Annotated in this window: 21 protein-coding genes, 1 tRNA gene and 1 pseudogene; 14 read left to right on the top strand and 9 right to left on the bottom strand. The window is 59.6% G+C overall.

The genetic code is table 11. The annotated features are described in order from the left end of the window. The first annotated feature begins 257 nt into the window (after positions 1–257). The 3 genes from ribH to ACZ9DP_RS27840 all read left to right on the top strand — a co-directional run bounded on the left by ribH (position 258) and on the right by ACZ9DP_RS27840 (position 3,532). Positions 258–719, top strand: a complete 462-nt coding sequence (ribH, locus tag ACZ9DP_RS27850) for a 6,7-dimethyl-8-ribityllumazine synthase (RefSeq protein WP_074067324.1) — start codon at positions 258–260, stop codon at positions 717–719. Then, positions 716–1,198: a transcription antitermination factor NusB gene (gene nusB / locus ACZ9DP_RS27845; protein WP_074067327.1), complete on the top strand. Its 483-nt coding sequence runs from the start codon at positions 716–718 to the stop codon at positions 1,196–1,198. The genes ribH and nusB overlap by 4 nt, the downstream gene beginning before the upstream one ends. A 198-nt stretch (positions 1,199–1,396) precedes the next feature. Beyond that, entirely contained in the window at positions 1,397–3,532 is a 2,136-nt protein-coding gene (locus ACZ9DP_RS27840) for a sodium-translocating pyrophosphatase (RefSeq protein ID WP_476204188.1), read from the top strand. A 55-nt stretch (positions 3,533–3,587) separates the two neighbouring features. Here the strand turns inward: ACZ9DP_RS27840 and ACZ9DP_RS27835 are convergent, their stop codons facing one another. Next, positions 3,588–4,112: an outer membrane protein assembly factor BamE gene (locus tag ACZ9DP_RS27835; protein ID WP_074067331.1), complete on the bottom strand. Its 525-nt coding sequence runs from the start codon at positions 4,110–4,112 to the stop codon at positions 3,588–3,590. A gap of 189 nt (positions 4,113–4,301) precedes the next feature. Between ACZ9DP_RS27835 and ACZ9DP_RS27830 the strand changes: the two are divergent. From ACZ9DP_RS27830 to ACZ9DP_RS27800, 7 genes and pseudogenes are all read left to right on the top strand, one after another. Further along, a pseudogene (locus ACZ9DP_RS27830) lies at positions 4,302–4,891 on the top strand (ubiquinol-cytochrome C chaperone family protein). Positions 4,892–4,901: 10 nt separating this feature from the next. Beyond that, positions 4,902–5,456 (top strand): YceD family protein, encoded by a 555-nt coding sequence (locus ACZ9DP_RS27825; RefSeq protein ID WP_194729379.1) that lies wholly within the window; start codon positions 4,902–4,904, stop codon positions 5,454–5,456. A 105-nt stretch (positions 5,457–5,561) separates the two neighbouring features. Further along, on the top strand, positions 5,562–6,608 hold the full coding sequence (plsX, locus tag ACZ9DP_RS27820) for a phosphate acyltransferase PlsX (RefSeq protein WP_039844515.1): 1,047 nt from the start codon (positions 5,562–5,564) through the stop codon (positions 6,606–6,608). A gap of 19 nt (positions 6,609–6,627) precedes the next feature. Then, complete coding sequence (locus ACZ9DP_RS27815) at positions 6,628–7,599, top strand: beta-ketoacyl-ACP synthase III (protein WP_194729380.1); 972 nt, start codon at positions 6,628–6,630, stop codon at positions 7,597–7,599. 111 nt (positions 7,600–7,710) lie between these two features. Then, the gene (locus ACZ9DP_RS27810) at positions 7,711–8,049 is read left to right on the top strand and encodes an integration host factor subunit alpha (RefSeq protein ID WP_022714764.1); all 339 of its coding nucleotides are present in this window, start codon (positions 7,711–7,713) and stop codon (positions 8,047–8,049) included. A 133-nt stretch (positions 8,050–8,182) separates the two neighbouring features. Beyond that, positions 8,183–8,767: a MerR family transcriptional regulator gene (locus ACZ9DP_RS27805; protein ID WP_476204187.1), complete on the top strand. Its 585-nt coding sequence runs from the start codon at positions 8,183–8,185 to the stop codon at positions 8,765–8,767. 6 nt (positions 8,768–8,773) lie between these two features. Further along, positions 8,774–9,118, top strand: a complete 345-nt coding sequence (locus ACZ9DP_RS27800) for a hypothetical protein (protein WP_476204186.1) — start codon at positions 8,774–8,776, stop codon at positions 9,116–9,118. A 5-nt stretch (positions 9,119–9,123) separates the two neighbouring features. Here the strand turns inward: ACZ9DP_RS27800 and ACZ9DP_RS27795 are convergent, their stop codons facing one another. Beyond that, on the bottom strand, positions 9,124–9,438 hold the full coding sequence (locus ACZ9DP_RS27795) for a DUF1236 domain-containing protein (RefSeq protein WP_194729381.1): 315 nt from the start codon (positions 9,436–9,438) through the stop codon (positions 9,124–9,126). Positions 9,439–9,690: 252 nt separating this feature from the next. Here ACZ9DP_RS27795 and ACZ9DP_RS27790 point away from each other — a divergent pair, with 252 nt between their 5' ends. From ACZ9DP_RS27790 to ACZ9DP_RS27780, 3 genes are all read left to right on the top strand, one after another. Beyond that, positions 9,691–10,356, top strand: a complete 666-nt coding sequence (locus ACZ9DP_RS27790; RefSeq protein ID WP_476204185.1) for an HAD family hydrolase — start codon at positions 9,691–9,693, stop codon at positions 10,354–10,356. Between the two features lie 194 nt (positions 10,357–10,550). Beyond that, positions 10,551–10,624 (top strand) — tRNA-Pro (locus ACZ9DP_RS27785). A 248-nt stretch (positions 10,625–10,872) separates the two neighbouring features. Then, positions 10,873–11,181 (top strand): hypothetical protein, encoded by a 309-nt coding sequence (locus tag ACZ9DP_RS27780; protein ID WP_476204184.1) that lies wholly within the window; start codon positions 10,873–10,875, stop codon positions 11,179–11,181. Between the two features lie 60 nt (positions 11,182–11,241). Here the strand turns inward: ACZ9DP_RS27780 and ACZ9DP_RS27775 are convergent, their stop codons facing one another. After that, complete coding sequence (locus tag ACZ9DP_RS27775; protein ID WP_476204183.1) at positions 11,242–11,505, bottom strand: hypothetical protein; 264 nt, start codon at positions 11,503–11,505, stop codon at positions 11,242–11,244. A 308-nt stretch (positions 11,506–11,813) separates the two neighbouring features. Between ACZ9DP_RS27775 and ACZ9DP_RS27770 the strand changes: the two genes are divergently transcribed. Further along, positions 11,814–12,026 (top strand): hypothetical protein, encoded by a 213-nt coding sequence (locus tag ACZ9DP_RS27770; RefSeq protein ID WP_039844526.1) that lies wholly within the window; start codon positions 11,814–11,816, stop codon positions 12,024–12,026. A gap of 3 nt (positions 12,027–12,029) precedes the next feature. Here the strand turns inward: ACZ9DP_RS27770 and ACZ9DP_RS27765 are convergent, their stop codons facing one another. The 6 genes from ACZ9DP_RS27765 to ACZ9DP_RS27740 all read right to left on the bottom strand — a co-directional run bounded on the left by ACZ9DP_RS27765 (position 12,030) and on the right by ACZ9DP_RS27740 (position 17,189). Next, positions 12,030–12,179, bottom strand: coding sequence for a hypothetical protein (locus ACZ9DP_RS27765; protein ID WP_167377858.1), 150 nt, complete (start codon positions 12,177–12,179; stop codon positions 12,030–12,032). A gap of 74 nt (positions 12,180–12,253) precedes the next feature. Continuing rightward, a complete protein-coding gene (locus tag ACZ9DP_RS27760) occupies positions 12,254–12,547 on the bottom strand; it encodes a helix-turn-helix domain-containing protein (RefSeq protein ID WP_039844528.1) in 294 nt (97 codons plus the stop codon). 39 nt (positions 12,548–12,586) lie between these two features. Further along, on the bottom strand, positions 12,587–13,831 hold the full coding sequence (locus ACZ9DP_RS27755) for an O-antigen ligase family protein (RefSeq protein ID WP_194729383.1): 1,245 nt from the start codon (positions 13,829–13,831) through the stop codon (positions 12,587–12,589). Then, positions 13,828–15,378: an undecaprenyl-phosphate glucose phosphotransferase gene (locus ACZ9DP_RS27750; RefSeq protein WP_283071376.1), complete on the bottom strand. Its 1,551-nt coding sequence runs from the start codon at positions 15,376–15,378 to the stop codon at positions 13,828–13,830. Before ACZ9DP_RS27750 ends, ACZ9DP_RS27755 begins: the two co-directional genes overlap by 4 nt. A gap of 68 nt (positions 15,379–15,446) precedes the next feature. Next, positions 15,447–16,607 (bottom strand): glycosyltransferase, encoded by a 1,161-nt coding sequence (locus tag ACZ9DP_RS27745; protein ID WP_476204182.1) that lies wholly within the window; start codon positions 16,605–16,607, stop codon positions 15,447–15,449. Positions 16,608–16,613: 6 nt separating this feature from the next. Further along, complete coding sequence (locus tag ACZ9DP_RS27740; protein ID WP_022714777.1) at positions 16,614–17,189, bottom strand: polysaccharide biosynthesis/export family protein; 576 nt, start codon at positions 17,187–17,189, stop codon at positions 16,614–16,616. Positions 17,190–17,211 lie beyond the last annotated feature (22 nt).

Genomic DNA, 17,211 nt, shown 5'->3' with positions numbered 1-17,211 from the left:
GTTGAGTTGGGTCGGCCACAGCGTGGAATCAAGAGCTAAACACCTGAAATAACATTACAAATTGTTCATAACGATTGCCTTCGATTTGCCGTTTTCAAGGTGCTTGCGAGCGTGCATGGCAAACGGCCGGCGTATATTTCCGCTATCCTCTTGCAGAGATTTCCGGCCATGATCCGAATTTGCTTGCCATTCATCGAAAGGCATGTTTTGACCGCGGCCTGCCAAATGGCAAAGTCCTCAGAAACCGAAGGTGATGCATGGCGCGAGATAACGCTCCCCATATTTTGATCGTCGAAGCCCGCTTCTACGACGACATGGCCGACGCTCTTCTGGAAGGGGCAACCTTTGCGCTCAAGGAAGCCGGCGCGAGCTACGATGTCGTCACCGTTGCAGGAGCTCTGGAGATTCCGCCGGCGATTGCCATGGCGCTTGACGGCGCCGACAATGGCGGCACGCAATATGACGGCTATGTCGCTCTCGGCATGGTCATCCGCGGCGAGACCTACCACTTCGACATCGTGTCGAACGAATCCTCCCGCGCATTGATGGATCTCGCCGTCAGCGAATCCCTTGCCATCGGCAACGGCATCCTGACGGTCGAAAACGATGAGCAGGCTTGGGCACGCGCCCGCCGCTCGGACAAAGACAAGGGCGGCTTTGCCGCTCGCGCAGCTCTCACGATGATCGAGCTGAAGAAGAAACTGGGTGCATACGAATGACTAGTGAAAATCCGGAGCGTCAGGTAAAGGCGGCAAACCAGCGCGGCGCTGCGCGTCTGGCTGCTGTTCAGGCGCTCTACCAGATGGATATCGGCGGCACCGGTGTTCTGGAAATCGTCGCCGAATATGAGGCTCACCGCCTCGGTCAAGAAATCGACGGCGAGACCTATCTCAAGGCCGATGCCGCGTGGTTCCGTTCCATCGTTTCCGGCGTGGTGCGCGAGCAGCTTCGTCTGGATCCTTTGATCGCCTCTGCCCTGCAGGACGACTGGGCGTTGTCGCGCCTCGACAGCACCGTGCGCGCGATCCTGCGCGCCGGCGTTTTCGAACTTCTCGACCGCAAAGACGTGCCGGTGGCCGTGATCGTTACGGAATATGTCGAGATCGCCCAGGCTTTCTTCGAGGATGACGAGCCGAAGCTCGTCAATGCCGTGCTCGACCGCATCGCCAAACAGGTGCGCGGCGAAACGAAGAAGTAAGCCTTCCGTCCGCTATCGGACCATTTCGCGCTTTACGTTGCGCTGCAAGGGTTTTCGTCCCTTGCGGTCTTGACGTCGTGTTTCCCACCCCGCAATCTCCGCACGCAAAGCTAGAGCGTTTCTGTGGAGAGAAGACGATTCGGCTGCGTTCGTGGCCGGAGGGAGGAGTGCTCCGGCACTTTTGGAGGAAAGAGCGAAATGATAATTCTTTTATGCGTAATTGCATGCGGTCTGCTCTCGGTGGTTTATGCCATCTGGGCAACCCGCTCGGTGCTGGCGGCCGATCAGGGAAACAGCCGCATGCAGGAAATCGCGGGGTATATCCGTGAAGGGGCGCAGGCCTATCTCATGCGCCAGTACAAGACGATTGCGATCGTCGGCATCGTTGTTTTCATCGCAGCCTGGCTGCTTCTCTCCGGCATGGCCGCCATCGGCTTTCTGATCGGCGCCGTGCTTTCCGGTGCCGCCGGCTTTATCGGCATGCACGTCTCCGTTCGCGCCAACGTCCGCACGGCGCAGGCCGCATCGCACAGCCTCTCGGCCGGCCTCGATATCGCCTTCAAATCCGGTGCCATCACCGGCATGCTCGTCGCCGGTTTGGCACTGCTCGGCGTATCCATCTATTATTTCATCCTGACCGGCCTGCTCGGCCATGAAAGCGGTTCGCGCGAAGTCATCGATGCGCTTGTGGCGCTCGGCTTCGGTGCCTCGCTGATCTCGATCTTCGCTCGTCTGGGCGGCGGCATCTTCACCAAGGGTGCCGATGTCGGCGGGGATCTCGTCGGCAAGGTCGAGGCAGGCATTCCGGAAGACGACCCGCGCAACCCGGCGACGATCGCAGATAATGTCGGCGACAACGTCGGCGACTGCGCCGGCATGGCCGCCGACCTTTTCGAGACCTATGCCGTTTCCGTTGTCGCAACCATGGTTCTTGCCTCAATCTTCTTTGCCGGGGCACCGATCCTGCAGTCGGCGATGGTCTATCCGCTGGCAATCTGCGGCGCCTGCATCCTCACCTCGATCGTCGGTACCTTTTTCGTCAAGCTTGGAACCAACGGCTCGATCATGGGCGCACTCTATAAGGGCCTTATCGTCACCGGCCTCCTGTCGATCGTCGGCCTAGGCGCTGCAACATCGTTGACGGTGGGCTGGGGGGCGCTCGGACAGGCCGGCGGTGTGGATGTTACCGGTACCAATCTCTTCTTCTGCGGCCTCGTCGGCCTCTTGGTAACGGCGCTCATTGTCGTCATCACCGAATATTATACCGGCACCAACAAACGCCCGGTCAATTCGATCGCCCAGGCATCCGTGACCGGCCACGGCACCAACGTCATCCAGGGCCTTGCGGTCTCGCTGGAATCGACGGCGCTGCCTGCGATCGTCATCGTCGCCGGTATTATCGGCACCTACCAGCTCGCCGGCCTCTTCGGCACCGGCATCGCCGTCACCGCCATGCTCGGCCTTGCCGGTATGATCGTTGCGCTCGATGCCTTCGGTCCCGTGACCGACAACGCCGGCGGCATTGCCGAAATGTCCCATCTGCCGCCGGAAGTCCGCAAGTCGACGGACGCGCTCGACGCCGTCGGCAATACGACGAAAGCCGTGACAAAAGGCTACGCGATCGGCTCTGCCGGACTCGGCGCGCTGGTGCTTTTTGCGGCCTATTCCTATGACCTCAAATATTTTGCGGCAAATGGCGACAAGTTTCCCTACTTCGCAGGCATAGGGGAGATTTCATTCGATCTCTCCAACCCCTACGTGGTGGCCGGATTGATCTTCGGTGGGCTCATTCCCTACCTCTTCGGCGGTATCGCCATGACGGCCGTCGGCCGCGCCGCCGGCGCAATCGTCGAGGAAGTGCGCCGTCAGTTCAAGGAAAAGCCGGGCATCATGCAGGGCACGGAAAAGCCGGACTACGGCAAGGCCGTCGACCTTCTGACCAAGGCCGCAATCCGCGAGATGATCATCCCCTCGCTATTGCCGGTCCTGGCTCCGATCGTCGTTTATTTCGGTGTTCTGCTGGTCTCCGGCTCCAAGGCCTCGGCCTTCGCCGCACTCGGCGCATCGCTCCTCGGCGTCATTATCAACGGCCTGTTCGTCGCCATCTCGATGACGTCGGGCGGCGGTGCATGGGACAACGCGAAGAAGTCCTTCGAGGACGGCTTCGTCGACAAGGACGGCGTCCGCCACATGAAGGGCTCGGACGCACACAAGGCCTCCGTCACCGGCGATACGGTCGGCGATCCTTACAAGGACACCGCAGGTCCAGCCGTCAATCCGGCGATCAAGATCACCAATATCGTCGCCTTGCTGCTCTTGGCGGTCTTGGCCTGATCGAAGAAGAAACCCGCCGGAGCGATCCGGCGGGATTCTTTGTTGGGTCGGATATTTATCGGATACTTGCAGGATTCTGCGGATTGCCTGAAGGCGTTCCGAACAGGCTCTTTGCTGCACCGCCCGCGCCGCCTGCCAGAACCTGCTGCAGGAAGGTCAGTTCGCGGCCGCCGGTCGGGGTCACGCGCGAAATCGTGTCGAAGACCCTGCCGTCCTGGAGCGTGTAATTCGCGCGGCGCGTGACGACGCCGTCCTTATCGAAGTAGATCGCAAGCACGCTCTGGTCGACGACCTTCAGTTTCTGGAAGGCGACGGAGCGCGTGCGCTTCTGCGAGATGTAATAGAAGACCTCGGTGTCGAACGTTGCCGTCGTCGAAGGCGTGCCGAGCGACAGAAGCACCTGTTCGCGGCTCGAGCCTTCCGGAACGAGATTGAGGGATTGCTCGTCGACGATATAGCCGCCGTTAAGCACTGTTCCCGTTTGGCAACCTGTGAGGCCCGCTGAGGCAATCATGATGGCGATGGCTGCGCTGCTGAAGAATCTTATGTCAGACTTGAAATACCGTTTCTTCAACGACATCTACTCCCTTGAGGTCTCGATAGGCAGCTTTCCGGCCCTGCAATCACCGCTGATGCAAAACCTTTGTGGCCTTTCCGGGGTCGAATACTCCCAATTCCCCGAGATCGAGCCGACAAGGGCGCTGTCCCGAAAGTGGCCACCTTCGGCATTGCAATTCGCGCCTGCTTCGGTAAACCAGCTTTCGAAATCATGCAACACGGCCCACGCAACTCCGCGTGAAGAACGAGGCTTTTCCGGAAGAAACAATGATCTTCGGGCTCTTTCGCAAGAAAAACAACAATCAGGCGATCGTCGAACGGCAGTATTCGGTACTGACTGCCGCAGCCCGTATGCCGGAATTCTACGAGACCATGCATGTTCCGGACACCGTGATGGGCCGTTTCGAGATGCTGTCGCTGGTGATGATCCTCTTCTTCCGCCGCACACGCTCCTGCGAAACCAGCGGACAGGAGATTGCCCAGGAGATCGTCGATGCCTTCTTTGAGGATATCGACCATTCGATCCGCGAACTCGGCATCAGCGACAACGGGGTGCCGAAACGCATGAAGAAGCTTGCCGGCATGTTCTACGGACGTCTCGAGTCCTATTCGGCGGCAATCGATAGCGGCGACCGCGCGGCCCTTGCCGCAGCCCTTAACCGCAATATCCATCCGCAAGCCGCCGACGCTTACGACATGACGGCGCTTGCCAACTGGATGTTTGACGCCGAAGCCGATCTGTCGGCCCAGTCCGAGGAGCGGATCGCCACCGGCTCGGCGACGCTGCCACAGGCAGCGTAAGGAGGACGCCATGAAACATCGCAACGACGACATTGCATTTTCTTACCTCGTCAAGGTCGGCCATATCTCCGCAAACCCTGTCGAAGTGCACCTCAAGGCAGACGAGAAGGAGCGGAAAGCGCTTGCCGAACGCTGGGATGTACTGTCCGTCGACGATCTGCGTGCGGACCTGCAGATCAATCGCTGGAAGAAGGATGGCGTCCGCGTGAAGGGCAGGGTGCAGGCAAAGATCGTTCAGGCCTGCGTGGTGACGCTCGACCCGGTACCTGCCGATATCGACGAGCAGTTCGAGCAGATCTACGTGCCCGAGAATTCGAAACTCGCGCGGCACCCGGCCAATGATGCCGGCGAAATGGTTCTCGATCCCGACGGGCCGGACCTGCCTGAAACCTTCTTTGGCGACACGATCGACGCGGGAGAAGTGGTGATGGAATTCGCCGCGCTGGCGATCGATCCCTATCCCCGCAAGAAGGGTGTCGAGTTCTCCGGCCATATCGAAGATACGGGGGAAAACGATAAGAAGCCTTCTGCCTTTGCGGTACTCAAGGATTGGCAGAAGGACTGAACACCCGTGGGGTATTTGACACAATTCAGTTGTAAGCGATAGGAAAACCGGTATTTTGGCCGAAATTTTCGCTCCCCTCAGGCGAAAGAAAAGGATCAGGGACGCGTGATCAGAATATCTCTCGACCTCATGGGTGGCGACTTTGGTCCCCAGGTTGTCATCCCCGGTGCCGCGAAAGCATTGGAAAGGCATCCGGATATCTCCTTCGTCTTTTTTGGACTGAAAGAGCAGTGCGATCCGGTTCTCGCCAAGTTTCCGAAGGTGAGGGAAAAGTCCGTCTTCCACGATTGCGAACTTGCCGTTCGCATGGACGAGAAGCCCAGTCAGGCGCTGCGCCGCGGCCGATATATTTCCACCATGTGGCGCTCGATCGAGGCCGTGAAGACGGGCGACGCTGATGTCGCCGTTTCCGCGGGCAACACCGGCGCTCTGATGGCCATGGCAAAGTTCTGTCTGCGCACGATGGCCAATATCGAGCGCCCGGCGATTGCGGCCATTTGGCCGACGCTGCGGGGCGAGAGCATCGTTCTCGATGTTGGCGCGACGATCGGCGCTGATTCTCAGCAGCTGATGGACTTCGCCCTGATGGGCGGCGCCATGGCGCGCGCCCTCTTCGAACTCGAACGGCCGACGATCGGCCTGCTGAACGTCGGCGTCGAAGAGATGAAAGGCCAGGAAGAAGTCAAGGAAGCAGGCCGGCTGCTTCGCGAGGCCAATATCGATTCGCTCGAATATTCCGGTTTCGTCGAAGGCGACGACATCGGGAAAGGCACCGTCGATGTCGTCGTGACCGAAGGCTTTTCGGGCAATATCGCCTTGAAGGCGGCAGAAGGTACGGCAAAACAGATCGCCGCATACCTGCGTGCCGCGATGTCCCGCACGCTGCTTGCCAGGATCGGCTATCTCTTTGCCAAGAGCGCCTTCGACATGCTTCGCGAAAAGATGGACCCGAGCAAGGTCAATGGCGGCGTATTCCTTGGTCTCAACGGCATCGTCATCAAGAGCCATGGCGGTGCCAATGCAGACGGCATCGCTGCTGCCATCGAGGTCGGCTATGATATGGCCAAGAATGGCCTCAATCAGAAAATAGAAAACGATCTCAAGAAATATCATGCCAAGCGGTTACCCCCGATGGGGCCGGAAGCCGCATGAGCAACGAGGTTTAACCAGAATGATCCGTTCAGTGGTTCGCGGGTTCGGAGCCGCACTTCCGAAACGCGTAATGACCAATCGCGAGATGGAAGATGTCGTCGATACGTCTGACGAGTGGATCGTCCAACGCACCGGCATCCGCCAGCGACATATCGCAAGCGATGACGAGACCACGTCTTCGCTCGGCGAGCGGGCCGCGCGTGCGGCGCTCGACAAGGCAGGGATGACACCTGCCGATATCGATCTCATCATCTGCGCCACCTCGACGCCGGACAACACTTTCCCGGCGACGGCGGTCAATATCCAGAACCGTCTCGGCATGCACCACGGCTTCGCCTTCGACGTTCAGGCGGTCTGCACCGGCTTCGTCTATGCCGTGACGACGGCCGACGCCTATATCCGTGGCGGCCTCGCCAGGCGTGCCCTCGTGATCGGTGCGGAAACCTTCTCGCGCATCCTCGACTGGAACGACCGCACCACCTGCGTGCTTTTCGGCGACGGCGCCGGCGCGATCGTGATCGAGGCTGCCGAAGGTGAGGGTACGACAGCCGATCGCGGCATCCTGACGGCGCATCTTCGCTCCGATGGCTCGCACAAGGAGAAACTCTTCGTCGATGGCGGCCCGTCCACCACCGGCACCGTCGGCAAGCTGCGCATGGAAGGCCGCGAGGTCTTCAAATATGCCGTCGGCATGATCACCGACGTGATCCAGGCCGCCTTCGATTCGACGGGTACGACCGCCGAAGATCTCGACTGGCTTGTGCCGCACCAGGCGAACCGCCGCATCATCGACGGCTCCGCCAAGAAGCTGCATATTGCCCCCGAGAAAGTCGTCATCACTGTCGACCTGCACGGCAACACCTCGGCCGCCTCGATCCCGCTCGCACTTGCCACTGCAGCAGGCGATGGACGCATCAAGAAAGGCGATCTGGTGATGCTGGAGGCGATGGGCGGCGGCTTCACCTGGGGTGCTTTGCTGCTGCGCTGGTGACGGCGAAGAATCGCAAAAAACTGGCGACGAACAAGAGCTTGACCGTAAGGCGCAAGACAAATAGTCTTTGCTCGCATTTAAAAAATATTTTGTAGAATTGGCGGGGAGACCATGACCGGAAAGACAGTTACGCGAGCAGACCTGGCGGAATCGGTTTTCCGGAAGGTCGGTCTCTCCAGGACCGAATCCGCCGAACTCGTCGAGACCGTGCTCGACGAAATCTGCAACGCCATCGTCCGTGGCGAAACCGTCAAGCTTTCCTCCTTCGCCACCTTCCAGGTCCGCGATAAGAACGAGCGCATCGGCCGCAACCCCAAGACGGGCGAAGAAGTGCCGATCTCGCCCCGCCGGGTGATGACCTTCAAGGCTTCGAACGTCCTGAAGACCCGTATTCTCAAGGCGCACACCCTGCGCAAGGTCAAGCAGAAGCCCGCAAATCCGGCCATGTAAGGGTGCAATGGGATAAGTTGAATATCCGTCCCTGATTGCTGCCTCCTGATCATTTTTCTCCAACCGCGCTTTCCGGCTTGTGGGCTATGCGAAGACATGACTTGAATTCAACGCCGCAAACCGTTGAAATATGATGAGTCGCGGTTTGGACCGCCCCGGTGATCGCGTAGGGAGTACGACCTTGGACAAGAGCCCCGATGCCTTCCGAACAATCAGCGAAGTCGCTGACGACCTCGATCTGCCGCAACACGTTCTGCGTTTTTGGGAAACGCGCTTTCCGCAGATAAAGCCAATGAAGAGGGGCGGCGGGCGCCGCTATTACCGGCCGGAAGACGTGGATCTGCTGAAGGGCATCCGCCATCTCCTTTACGACCATGGCTATACGATCAAGGGCGTTCAGAAGCTCCTGAAGACAAACGGCAACAAGTTCGTCGTCGCTGTCGCGCAAGGCGATCTCGCCAGCGTCGAGGCGCTTGCGGCGGGCGGCAGGGACAGCGCTCCGGGTGAACCGCGCGTCGGCATTGCGGAGGAGGATCAGCTGGTCGGCCGCGCAAAGCCGCCGATTACCCGCCGCTTCTTCAATTTCGTCGCCGGCGACGACGATCAGTCTGAAGTCTCGCTCGGCAAGTCGAGCGTCAGCAAGGAGGACAGGGCGCTTCTGCAGGAGGCGCTCTACGATCTTCTGGAATGCAAGCGCCTTCTCGATCAGGTGCGCTAAAAATCGTTGCGCCCTGGGAATGCGGTCCGTGACCAGGTACTGGACGGTGATCACCAGCTCGGCCTGACGTCGGCCAATTCCCAGGCGGCATCGTCGACGTCGATTGCCTCTCCCGTGGAAAATGTCGCCGGAAGCAGCGTCTTTCCGACGGGAGGGCAGGCCAATCCGGCGCTACCAGCGGTCGTGCTCGCCATGCGGCTGGCGGAACAGCTGCCGCGTCATGCGCCGGGAAGGCTATTCATCGCCGGCTCTGGGCTCAAAACATTGAGAAGGCTTCCTGAGGATGGAACACCTGTGCTGTCTGCTGCTCTGGGAGGGACATGGGCGCGAAGCTGTGAGCTTCGCGCCTGATCTGGTCACTCGAGGATTTGAATGACACGGTGCGTCTGAGGTTCGACGATCACTCTTCGATCGTTGACGACGGTATAAGCATAACCGTCCATATCCGGGACCTCGTGGATTTCGACGGTCTCCGGAAGCATCGTTCCGACGACGACATCGCCCTCATAGACGACAGAAGGTACCTGCTGCTCCATCACATAGGTGCGAACTTCGCCCGGCAAGACGATGGCGCCGGTGGGTGCAGGGTCGACGATTACCGTACTCTGTGCGAAGGCGGCAGAGCAGACCGTCAGTGTTACGGCGGCCGTAGCCAGCATGGTCTTGCGCATAGGACAAATCTCCTTTTCCTACCCAGCCTTGATGAAAAAACGCCCCCACGGGTCCGTTGTTCCGGAAAAGGTCACAGCCGCCTGCTGCTTCGGCGCTGACGTGGCACCGATCTTGGCAAAGCCGCCGGTATCTGTTTAGAGAGGATCGCACGAAAGGACTCGTGCTGAGAGCCGCCAGAAAAACGGGAGAGACAATCCTGATCTCCGTCCGCCTTTCTGCTTACTAAGCCCCATTTCACAAGGAATTCCCCTGTGTCCTCTTTCAATGTACCCGGCAAAGCCTACGATGCATTCCTCTTCGACATGGACGGCACGCTGCTTAACTCCATAGCGGTCGTCGAGCGCATCTGGGGCGATTGGGCAAAGGATCACGGCCTCGAGCCCGAAGTGTTCCTGAAGACGATACACGGCGTCCGTGCCAGCGACACCATCCGTCAACTGGCGCTTCCCGGTGTGGATCCGGTGCTTGAAGCGAAAAAACTCCTGATCGAGGAAATGGAAGACGTCGACGGTATCGTGCAGATCCCCGGCGCAATCCGCTTTCTGAACGGCATTCCCGCCGACAGATGGGCGATCGTCACCTCCGCCCCATTTGAACTCGCCAAGCGACGCATGGCCGCCGCCGGCATCCCGATGCCGAAGGTCATCGTCACCGGCGAGGAAGTCCAGGCAGGCAAGCCCAGCCCGGAATGCTACCTGCTCGGCGCCAGCCGCCTGGGTGTCGATCCGAAACGCTGCTTGGTCTTCGAAGACGCGGTTGCGGGCATACTTGCAGGAGAAGGTGCAGGAGCCGATGTCACCGTCATTACCGCGACACATGCCACGCCCTTCGAAACACCGCATTTCTCGATTGCGGACTACGAGGCATGGACCGTGAAGAAAATCGGCGGCATCGGATACGGAATCGTCGGAGCCTAAGTGGCACATCGGCTTTTTGCGCGGAGTACGGCTTTTTCCGCTTGCATTGGGCGACACGAAAAACTAAACGAAACAAGCTGTTTCGGCAGGTCGAGGCGTAGCGCAACCAGGTAGCGCACTTGACTGGATCAAGGGGCGCTGGTTCGATATAAGGATCAGCGAAATTGTTGAGGCCTACCGAATGACGCATATGACGGAATGTAGCGCAGTCTGGTAGCGCACTTGACTGGGGGTCAAGGGGTCGTCGGTTCAAATCCGGCCATTCCGAGATTTTTACTCGTTAATTCAACGAGTTATCTTTGGGAATCCGAAAGGCGGCTGGTGGGGCAAGCGTCCGACTGGCCGCTATTTCTATCTGGAACAGTTACTTCGAGAGCTCGTCATGGAGCGGAGCCGGAAGAAACCGGCCGCTCGCGACAGCGTGATTAGCTGTTATCATGAACCGCCGTTTTTCCCGGAACAAGCCCGTCTTCTTAGGGTTAGCCTGCCGTCACCCACGCAACACTGGAGGACGTTATGCGTATGAAACTTTTAGCAGCATCCATTCTGGCCCTCGGCATGGCAACATCGGCTTCCTATGCCCAGAGCCAAGGCGCTCCGGCCAGCTCAACGAATTCGCCCCCATCGGTGCAGGAAGGGGAAGACTATCCTTTCGGCAACACTAGCAATGCGCCTGCTCCGGTTGATCCCAATGTAACCGGCAGCACGACCATGACACGGGGAGGCTCCATGGAAAGCAATTGCTCTGCGTACGACAAGGCGCGGACCTCTCCTGGCCGCGGCGACGACCAGACCGCCATGGCAGAACTATGCGGTAACAAGTAACCGATGTGCTTCCAAGGAAAGGCCGGTGTCGCACCGGCCTTTCCTTTTGCTTGTGTCCACTCAATCGGCGCTGTCGACCACATCACGCCGTCTTACGAGCTTGAGGCTTCTGTCCGGTTGAATGATGTAGGTTTCCTCCACCCATCGGCCGGTCGGGTCGATAAATTGATGGGGCAGAACAGAGCCGGGCGGCGATTTGCTAAGCCGCACCGGTGGCTGGCCTCCATATGTGATGCTTCCGCGTATCGGCTCAATTCCTTCGGAGCCGCTGGTGCAGCCGGATAACACCAGTGAAGCTATCAAAATCGTCGGTCGAATTCCCATTACTGTTGGCCTTCAAATGTTTTGCCGTGTAACGGAGGAACGTTCCGTGTCGCGCGCCTCTGGCGCACGAAGTAAATGGTGCTCTGTTTTATGCAGGAAAGCGTAAGCTCGACTGGCATGCAAAAAAAGCACGCAGAAGGGGACCGGCACAAGCGCAGGCGCGCCGGAAACCCAGCCTGCGACCCCGAGACATTTGTTCCAGTTGCCAAGCCGGAAATCGGCGCGCATATTATCTATATCGTCGGCCATGGATGGGCGGCTGGCGAATGATGCAGTTGTGCTTTCGCCCTCATGGGAAGTGCGGCTCGATGCTCGATACACCTTTTCATCCCCGTGATCTGCCGCTCTTTTCGGAAGACCTAGATGTGATTTCCGGAGTGTTGGATGTCGTTTGCAAGGCGAGGGGACTAAGCCGCAACACGCCCGAAGCCGAGCACCTCGGCGCGCTGATCATCCAGCTCTATCGCCAGGGTGCCAAGGACAGCACGAAACTCGCCGCCCTTGCGAAGGCCTATCTCTAGCCCTCACTTTTCCTCGACGGAAATGCCGTTCTGGCCGATGCGAAGTTCGATGCCATCGGGCTTGCGTTCCTCATTGAAAATATAGGCGCCAAGGCCGACAATGACGACGACCAAGGCGCCGACGACGAAATAGAGACCATTGTTGCGGTTCAAGATGTTTTCCCCAACGTTTTGATATCGAAGGAAAAACGCGTGAACATCCCTTTGGTTCCTTGTGCGGGCCACACTCAGTCGTCGTTGGTGGCGTTGAGGTTTTCGGGGCGGATGCCGTCGTCGCTTGACGTGCGCGCCCGCAAACGCACACCGGGGCCGCCCTCGTCCTGATTGCCGCTTGCGATAAAGATCACGCCGGCTGCTTCCAGCGCGTGCTTGGCGGCAAGGAATGCGCCGGGCTCGCCCATTCCGTCGCCGTCTTCGAGTGCCTCTATAGCTTCCGGCGTCAGGCCGGACGCAGCGGCAAGCTCATCGATGCTCATCCCGGTCATGGCGCGCGCGCCGCGTATCTGCATTCCTGTGATCATGCTTGGAAGTTTAGCGCGAATGCCGCCGTTCTCAAGTACTTAGGCCGCGCTATGGCCGGGGAAGCTCTGCCGGTGGCGATGTTCGAGCGCGGCGCACCCCCAGACGATGCCGAAAAGAAGATAGACATGCCGCCAATGGTCGATGTCGATCACGTTGCCGATGACCGCGTGGCCGATGATGCAGATCCAGGCGATCATCAGATAAGGCTGCCAGGGCCGATCCCTGAGGAGGTTCTTGAGGCCGAGGTAAAGCGTCCACACGAGGAGCGACACGTAGGAGACGAAGCCGAGCCAGCCATAGGTCGTCAGCGTCTTCAGCCAGATATTGTGCTCGTCTTCCGGAAAGATGGTGCCGAACACCATCGGGCCGAGACCGAGCGGCCTTTCCATCATCATCTGAAAGCCGATGCGGTGGCGGTCGAAACGGCCGAGATATTCGCCGTCATATTCCTGGACGAGCTGTGCGCGGGTGCTGAACAAATCGCTGACCTGCGGGAATTGAAGCGCGATCAGAAGGGCTGCGACCATCAAAACGATCGCCAGAAGCGAGAGGATGAGGATGCGCAGCCGGAAAGCGCCGCTTCGCTCCTTCAAGAGCATCAGGAAGATGAGCAGCACCACACCGAGCAGGAAGAGGCCCCAGGCGGCGCGCGAGAAGGACAGGAATACGCCGAGCGCAACGATCAGCAGGGCGGCGGCGCGCAACGGCGAGGTCTTCAGGTCGCGCGTCAATATACCGTGGATGAGATAGAGGGACGGTACGACGAGGAACGGTCCGAAGACGTTCGGATCCTGGAATGCGCCCTTCGCGCGGTCGTAGAGCGTGAAGACCTCGGCGCCGGGAAAGGCATGGAAATATCCAAGTATACCGAGCAACGAGGTGATGACGGCTGCAAAGACCCAGGCATTGAAGATCAGCGGCAGCCGCTTGGCGCTGTCTTCGATGATGGCCGCATAGAAGACCGAGGTCAGGGCAAGGAAGGTCGAGACCGCGACATACATCGGCCCGCCGGTCATGTCCTTCATTTGCGTCAGTGAAAGCATGCCGCCGACATTGAAGGTCAGGAGCAGGGTCAGAAGCATCGCGGTGAAGCGCGAGATTCGGAGACCGAGGATGAACCAGATGCCGACGAGCCCCGCCATCCACAGTTCGTAAGGCGCAGGCTCATTGATGACGAAGCCAGCGAGGAAGACGCCGAAGGCAACCATCGCCGAGCCGATGAAGCGCAGTGCGGCGCGCTGCGGTTGGGCGACGTGGGAATATGCCGCCTCGATCGCGCTCAATAGGCGTTTTCCGTGTTGAGCAACCGCACCGGCGTCAGGAACAGTATCTTGAGATCGAACCAGAGCGACCAGTTCTCGATATAGTAGAGGTCGTAGGCGGTGCGGAACTTGATCTTGTCGTCATTGTCGATCTCGCCGCGCCAGCCGTTGATCTGCGCCCAGCCGGTCACGCCGGGCTTCACGCGGTGACGGGCGAAATAGCCTTCCACGATGTCGCCCCAGGCGCGATCTTTGGTCTGCGCCAGGACTGCATGCGGCCGGGGGCCGACGAGCGAGAGATCGCCTTTCAGCACATTGAACAGTTGCGGCAATTCATCGATCGAGGACTTGCGGATGAAGCGGCCGACCGGCGTCACGCGCGGATCGCCCTTGGTCACTACGACCTTGGCATTGTGATCGCTCATGTTGGTGTACATCGAACGGAACTTGAAGACGTTGATGACCTCATTGTTGAAGCCGTGCCGCTTCTGCATGAAGAAGACTGGACCCTTGGACGTCAGCTTGATTGCAATGGCCGTCAGGATCATCACCGGCCAGAGCAAAGCAAGCGCAAGCGATGCGAAGAAGATGTCGAAGCCGCGTTTGGCGACAGAGTCCCAATCGCGGATCGGCTTCTTGAAAATGTCGAGCATCGGCACGGAGCCGATATGCGAATAGGCACGCGGCCGGAACCGCAGGCGGTTGGCATGTGCCGCAAGGCGGATATCGACCGGCAGGATCCAAAGTTTTTTGAGAAGCTGCAGGATGCGCGCCTCGGCGCTGAGCGGCAGCGCGATAATCAGCATGTCGATCCGGGTCAGCCGTACGAATTCGACCAGTTCGGCAACGGTGCCGAGCTTCGGATAGCCGGCGACCATGACCGGCGAGCGCTTCTCGCCCCGGTCGTCGAAGATGCCGCATATGCGGATGTCGTTGTCTGCCTGCTGCTCGAGAACGCGGATCAGATCCTTGGCAGGTTCGCCGCCGCCGACGATCACGGCGCGGCGCTCCATGACGCCGTTGCGCGCCCAGTTTCGGATGCCGTAGGCGACCAGGAAGCGTGAGCCGAGCAGGAAGATTGAGGCAAGCGAGAACCAGGCGACATGCAGGTTTATCTCTGCCCATGCGAGATCGCGGAAGAGCGAAAAGATCACTTCCGTTACGGCAAAGGCAGCCGCCCAGGCGCCGAAGATGCGCGGCAGCAGGCGAATGCGGGCCCGCAGCGCCGGAATGGAATAGGTATCCGAAAGCTGCAGCGCCATGACGCCCAACGCCGCCGCGGCGGCTGCTATGCCCGCCCGCGCGCCAAGGCTTTCGCTGCCGTCTCCAGGCCAGATCAGGAAGGCGAGCAGCCCGATTGCGAATTGCGAGACGAATTCGAAGAGGCGTAGCTGGCCGATGACCATCGACGGGGAACGCGTTCCCTCGCGGAACTGTTCGGCAATCTGCCGGGCATAGGCGTTGATCTCTCCCGGGGTTTCCTTCCCGCCACCGTCTGCGCTGGCAGCGGAAACCCGCTTGCGCAGGGCTTCCACGTCGAACTGATCGCTCTTTTCTGCTTTGTTCATAAGGCTTCAGCCGCTCGTTGTTTCACACGGCATTAGCAGAAAGGCCCTAAGAAAGATTTACGGATGCCTCATAGGTTTCGGAGGCTGAAGGACCCCTCCGCGAGCGCGTGGTACAGTTTCAGGACATCTCTTGCCATTACGGAAGAGGAAAAAACGGACTTCACCGAGTCGATCGAAGGCATCACGGCATTATGCCAGCCGGGTGTCGTCAGCGCGTCAGCCATGACGCGGGCTAGGTCATCCGCGTTGTCGGGCGCGACGAGGGCAGGGCTGCTCCTGCCGAGCACTTCCGGAATGCCGCCGACGCGGCTGGCGATGACCGTCTTTCCGGCGCCGAGCCCTTCGAGGATGATATAGGGCATTGCTTCGGCGCGGGATGGCACCACCAGGTTTTGCGCCATCGCGAAGGCTTCCTGCACACGCATCGGCGGCAGCATGCCGATACGCTTGCCGAGGCCGCGCTCGACCATCATGTCGCGGTATTTCTCCCGGTCCGGCCCGTCGCCGATCATCAGCGCGGAAAGAGGGCGACCAATCAGCCGCTCGGTCTTGGCAAATGCATCCACAAACAGATCGGGACCCTTAAGGTCCCGGAGCATGCCGACATAGATGAAATGTACGGCATCGGATCGTGTCGGAATGATCTGGAAATCCCGCTCCCCGATCCCGTTGTAGATCAGCCGCGTCATGGGTCTCGGCCGGCCCACTTTCTGCGCATAGGTGTCGCGCTCGTATTCGCAGATGAAGACGAGGGCATCAGTGAAATATTCCTGCAACCGCTCCATCCGCAGGACGAACTGTCCGGTGAGCGACGAGCGGGAATAGTGCAGGCTTCCGCCGTGGGCGGTATAGAGGCGGGCTACGCGATACCTGTTCACCCGCAAGGCTGAGCCGACAAGGCGCGCGAGCACGCCGCCCTTGGCGCCGTGTCCGTGCAGCACGTCCGGCCGCAAACTTTTGATTTTCTTGTATGTCTCCCATATCACGCCGATATCGGAAAGCGCCACGGAACGCCGGATCGGTATGCGCGTCAGCCCGAGCGAGAGAAAGGGACGGATATCGTCGAAAAGCCGGTCCTCGTGCTCGCCGCCGGTGGAGCTGTCGCAGAGGATGCCGATCTCATGCCCGGCCGTGCTGTGTTCTTCCACCAGATCGCGGACATGGCGAAATATCCCGCCGACGGGCGATCTGAAACAATGGAGTATGCGGAGGGGGCGCTGTTCTGCCATCAGCGATCAGAACAGCCGTTCGCGGACATAGATCGTGTCGCCGGCTATGATTGAGGACGAAATGTTGACGCGTCCGGTCAGCACCTGGCCGTTGATCTTGCGGGTGACGTCGACCGTGCCCTGATTGGCGCGGGAGGTGAAGCCGCCGGCAACGGCGATCGCGTTCTGCACCGTCATGCCCGGTACATAGGAATACTGGCCGGGCTGACCGACTTCACCCATGATGAAGATGGAACGGTAGCGGTCGACATCGATCGTCACATCGGGATCGCGCAGATAACCCTGCTGCAACTTCTGGGCGATCTGGCCGGAAAGCTGCTGCAGCGTGCGTCCGCGCGCCGGCACCTGTCCGACGAGCGGGAAGGCGATGTAGCCTGCCTGATCGACCATATAGGTATTGGTCATGCTCGGCTGATCGAAAACGGTGATGCGCAGGCGGTCGCCGCTGTCGAGCGTATAGGGCTGGATCGTTGCCTGATTGAAAGCTCTCGGCGCGGGCTTATAGGTGTTGCAACCGCTCAATGCCGCCGTCATGGCGACAAGGCTCAGAGCCAGAAGCGTCTTGGGCTGGACGAAAAGCATCCGCGTTATGCTCACAGGAAAC

This window comes from Rhizobium sp. USDA 4016, from assembly GCF_056279705.1.
This window is presented reverse-complemented; position numbering and strand designations above follow the sequence as displayed.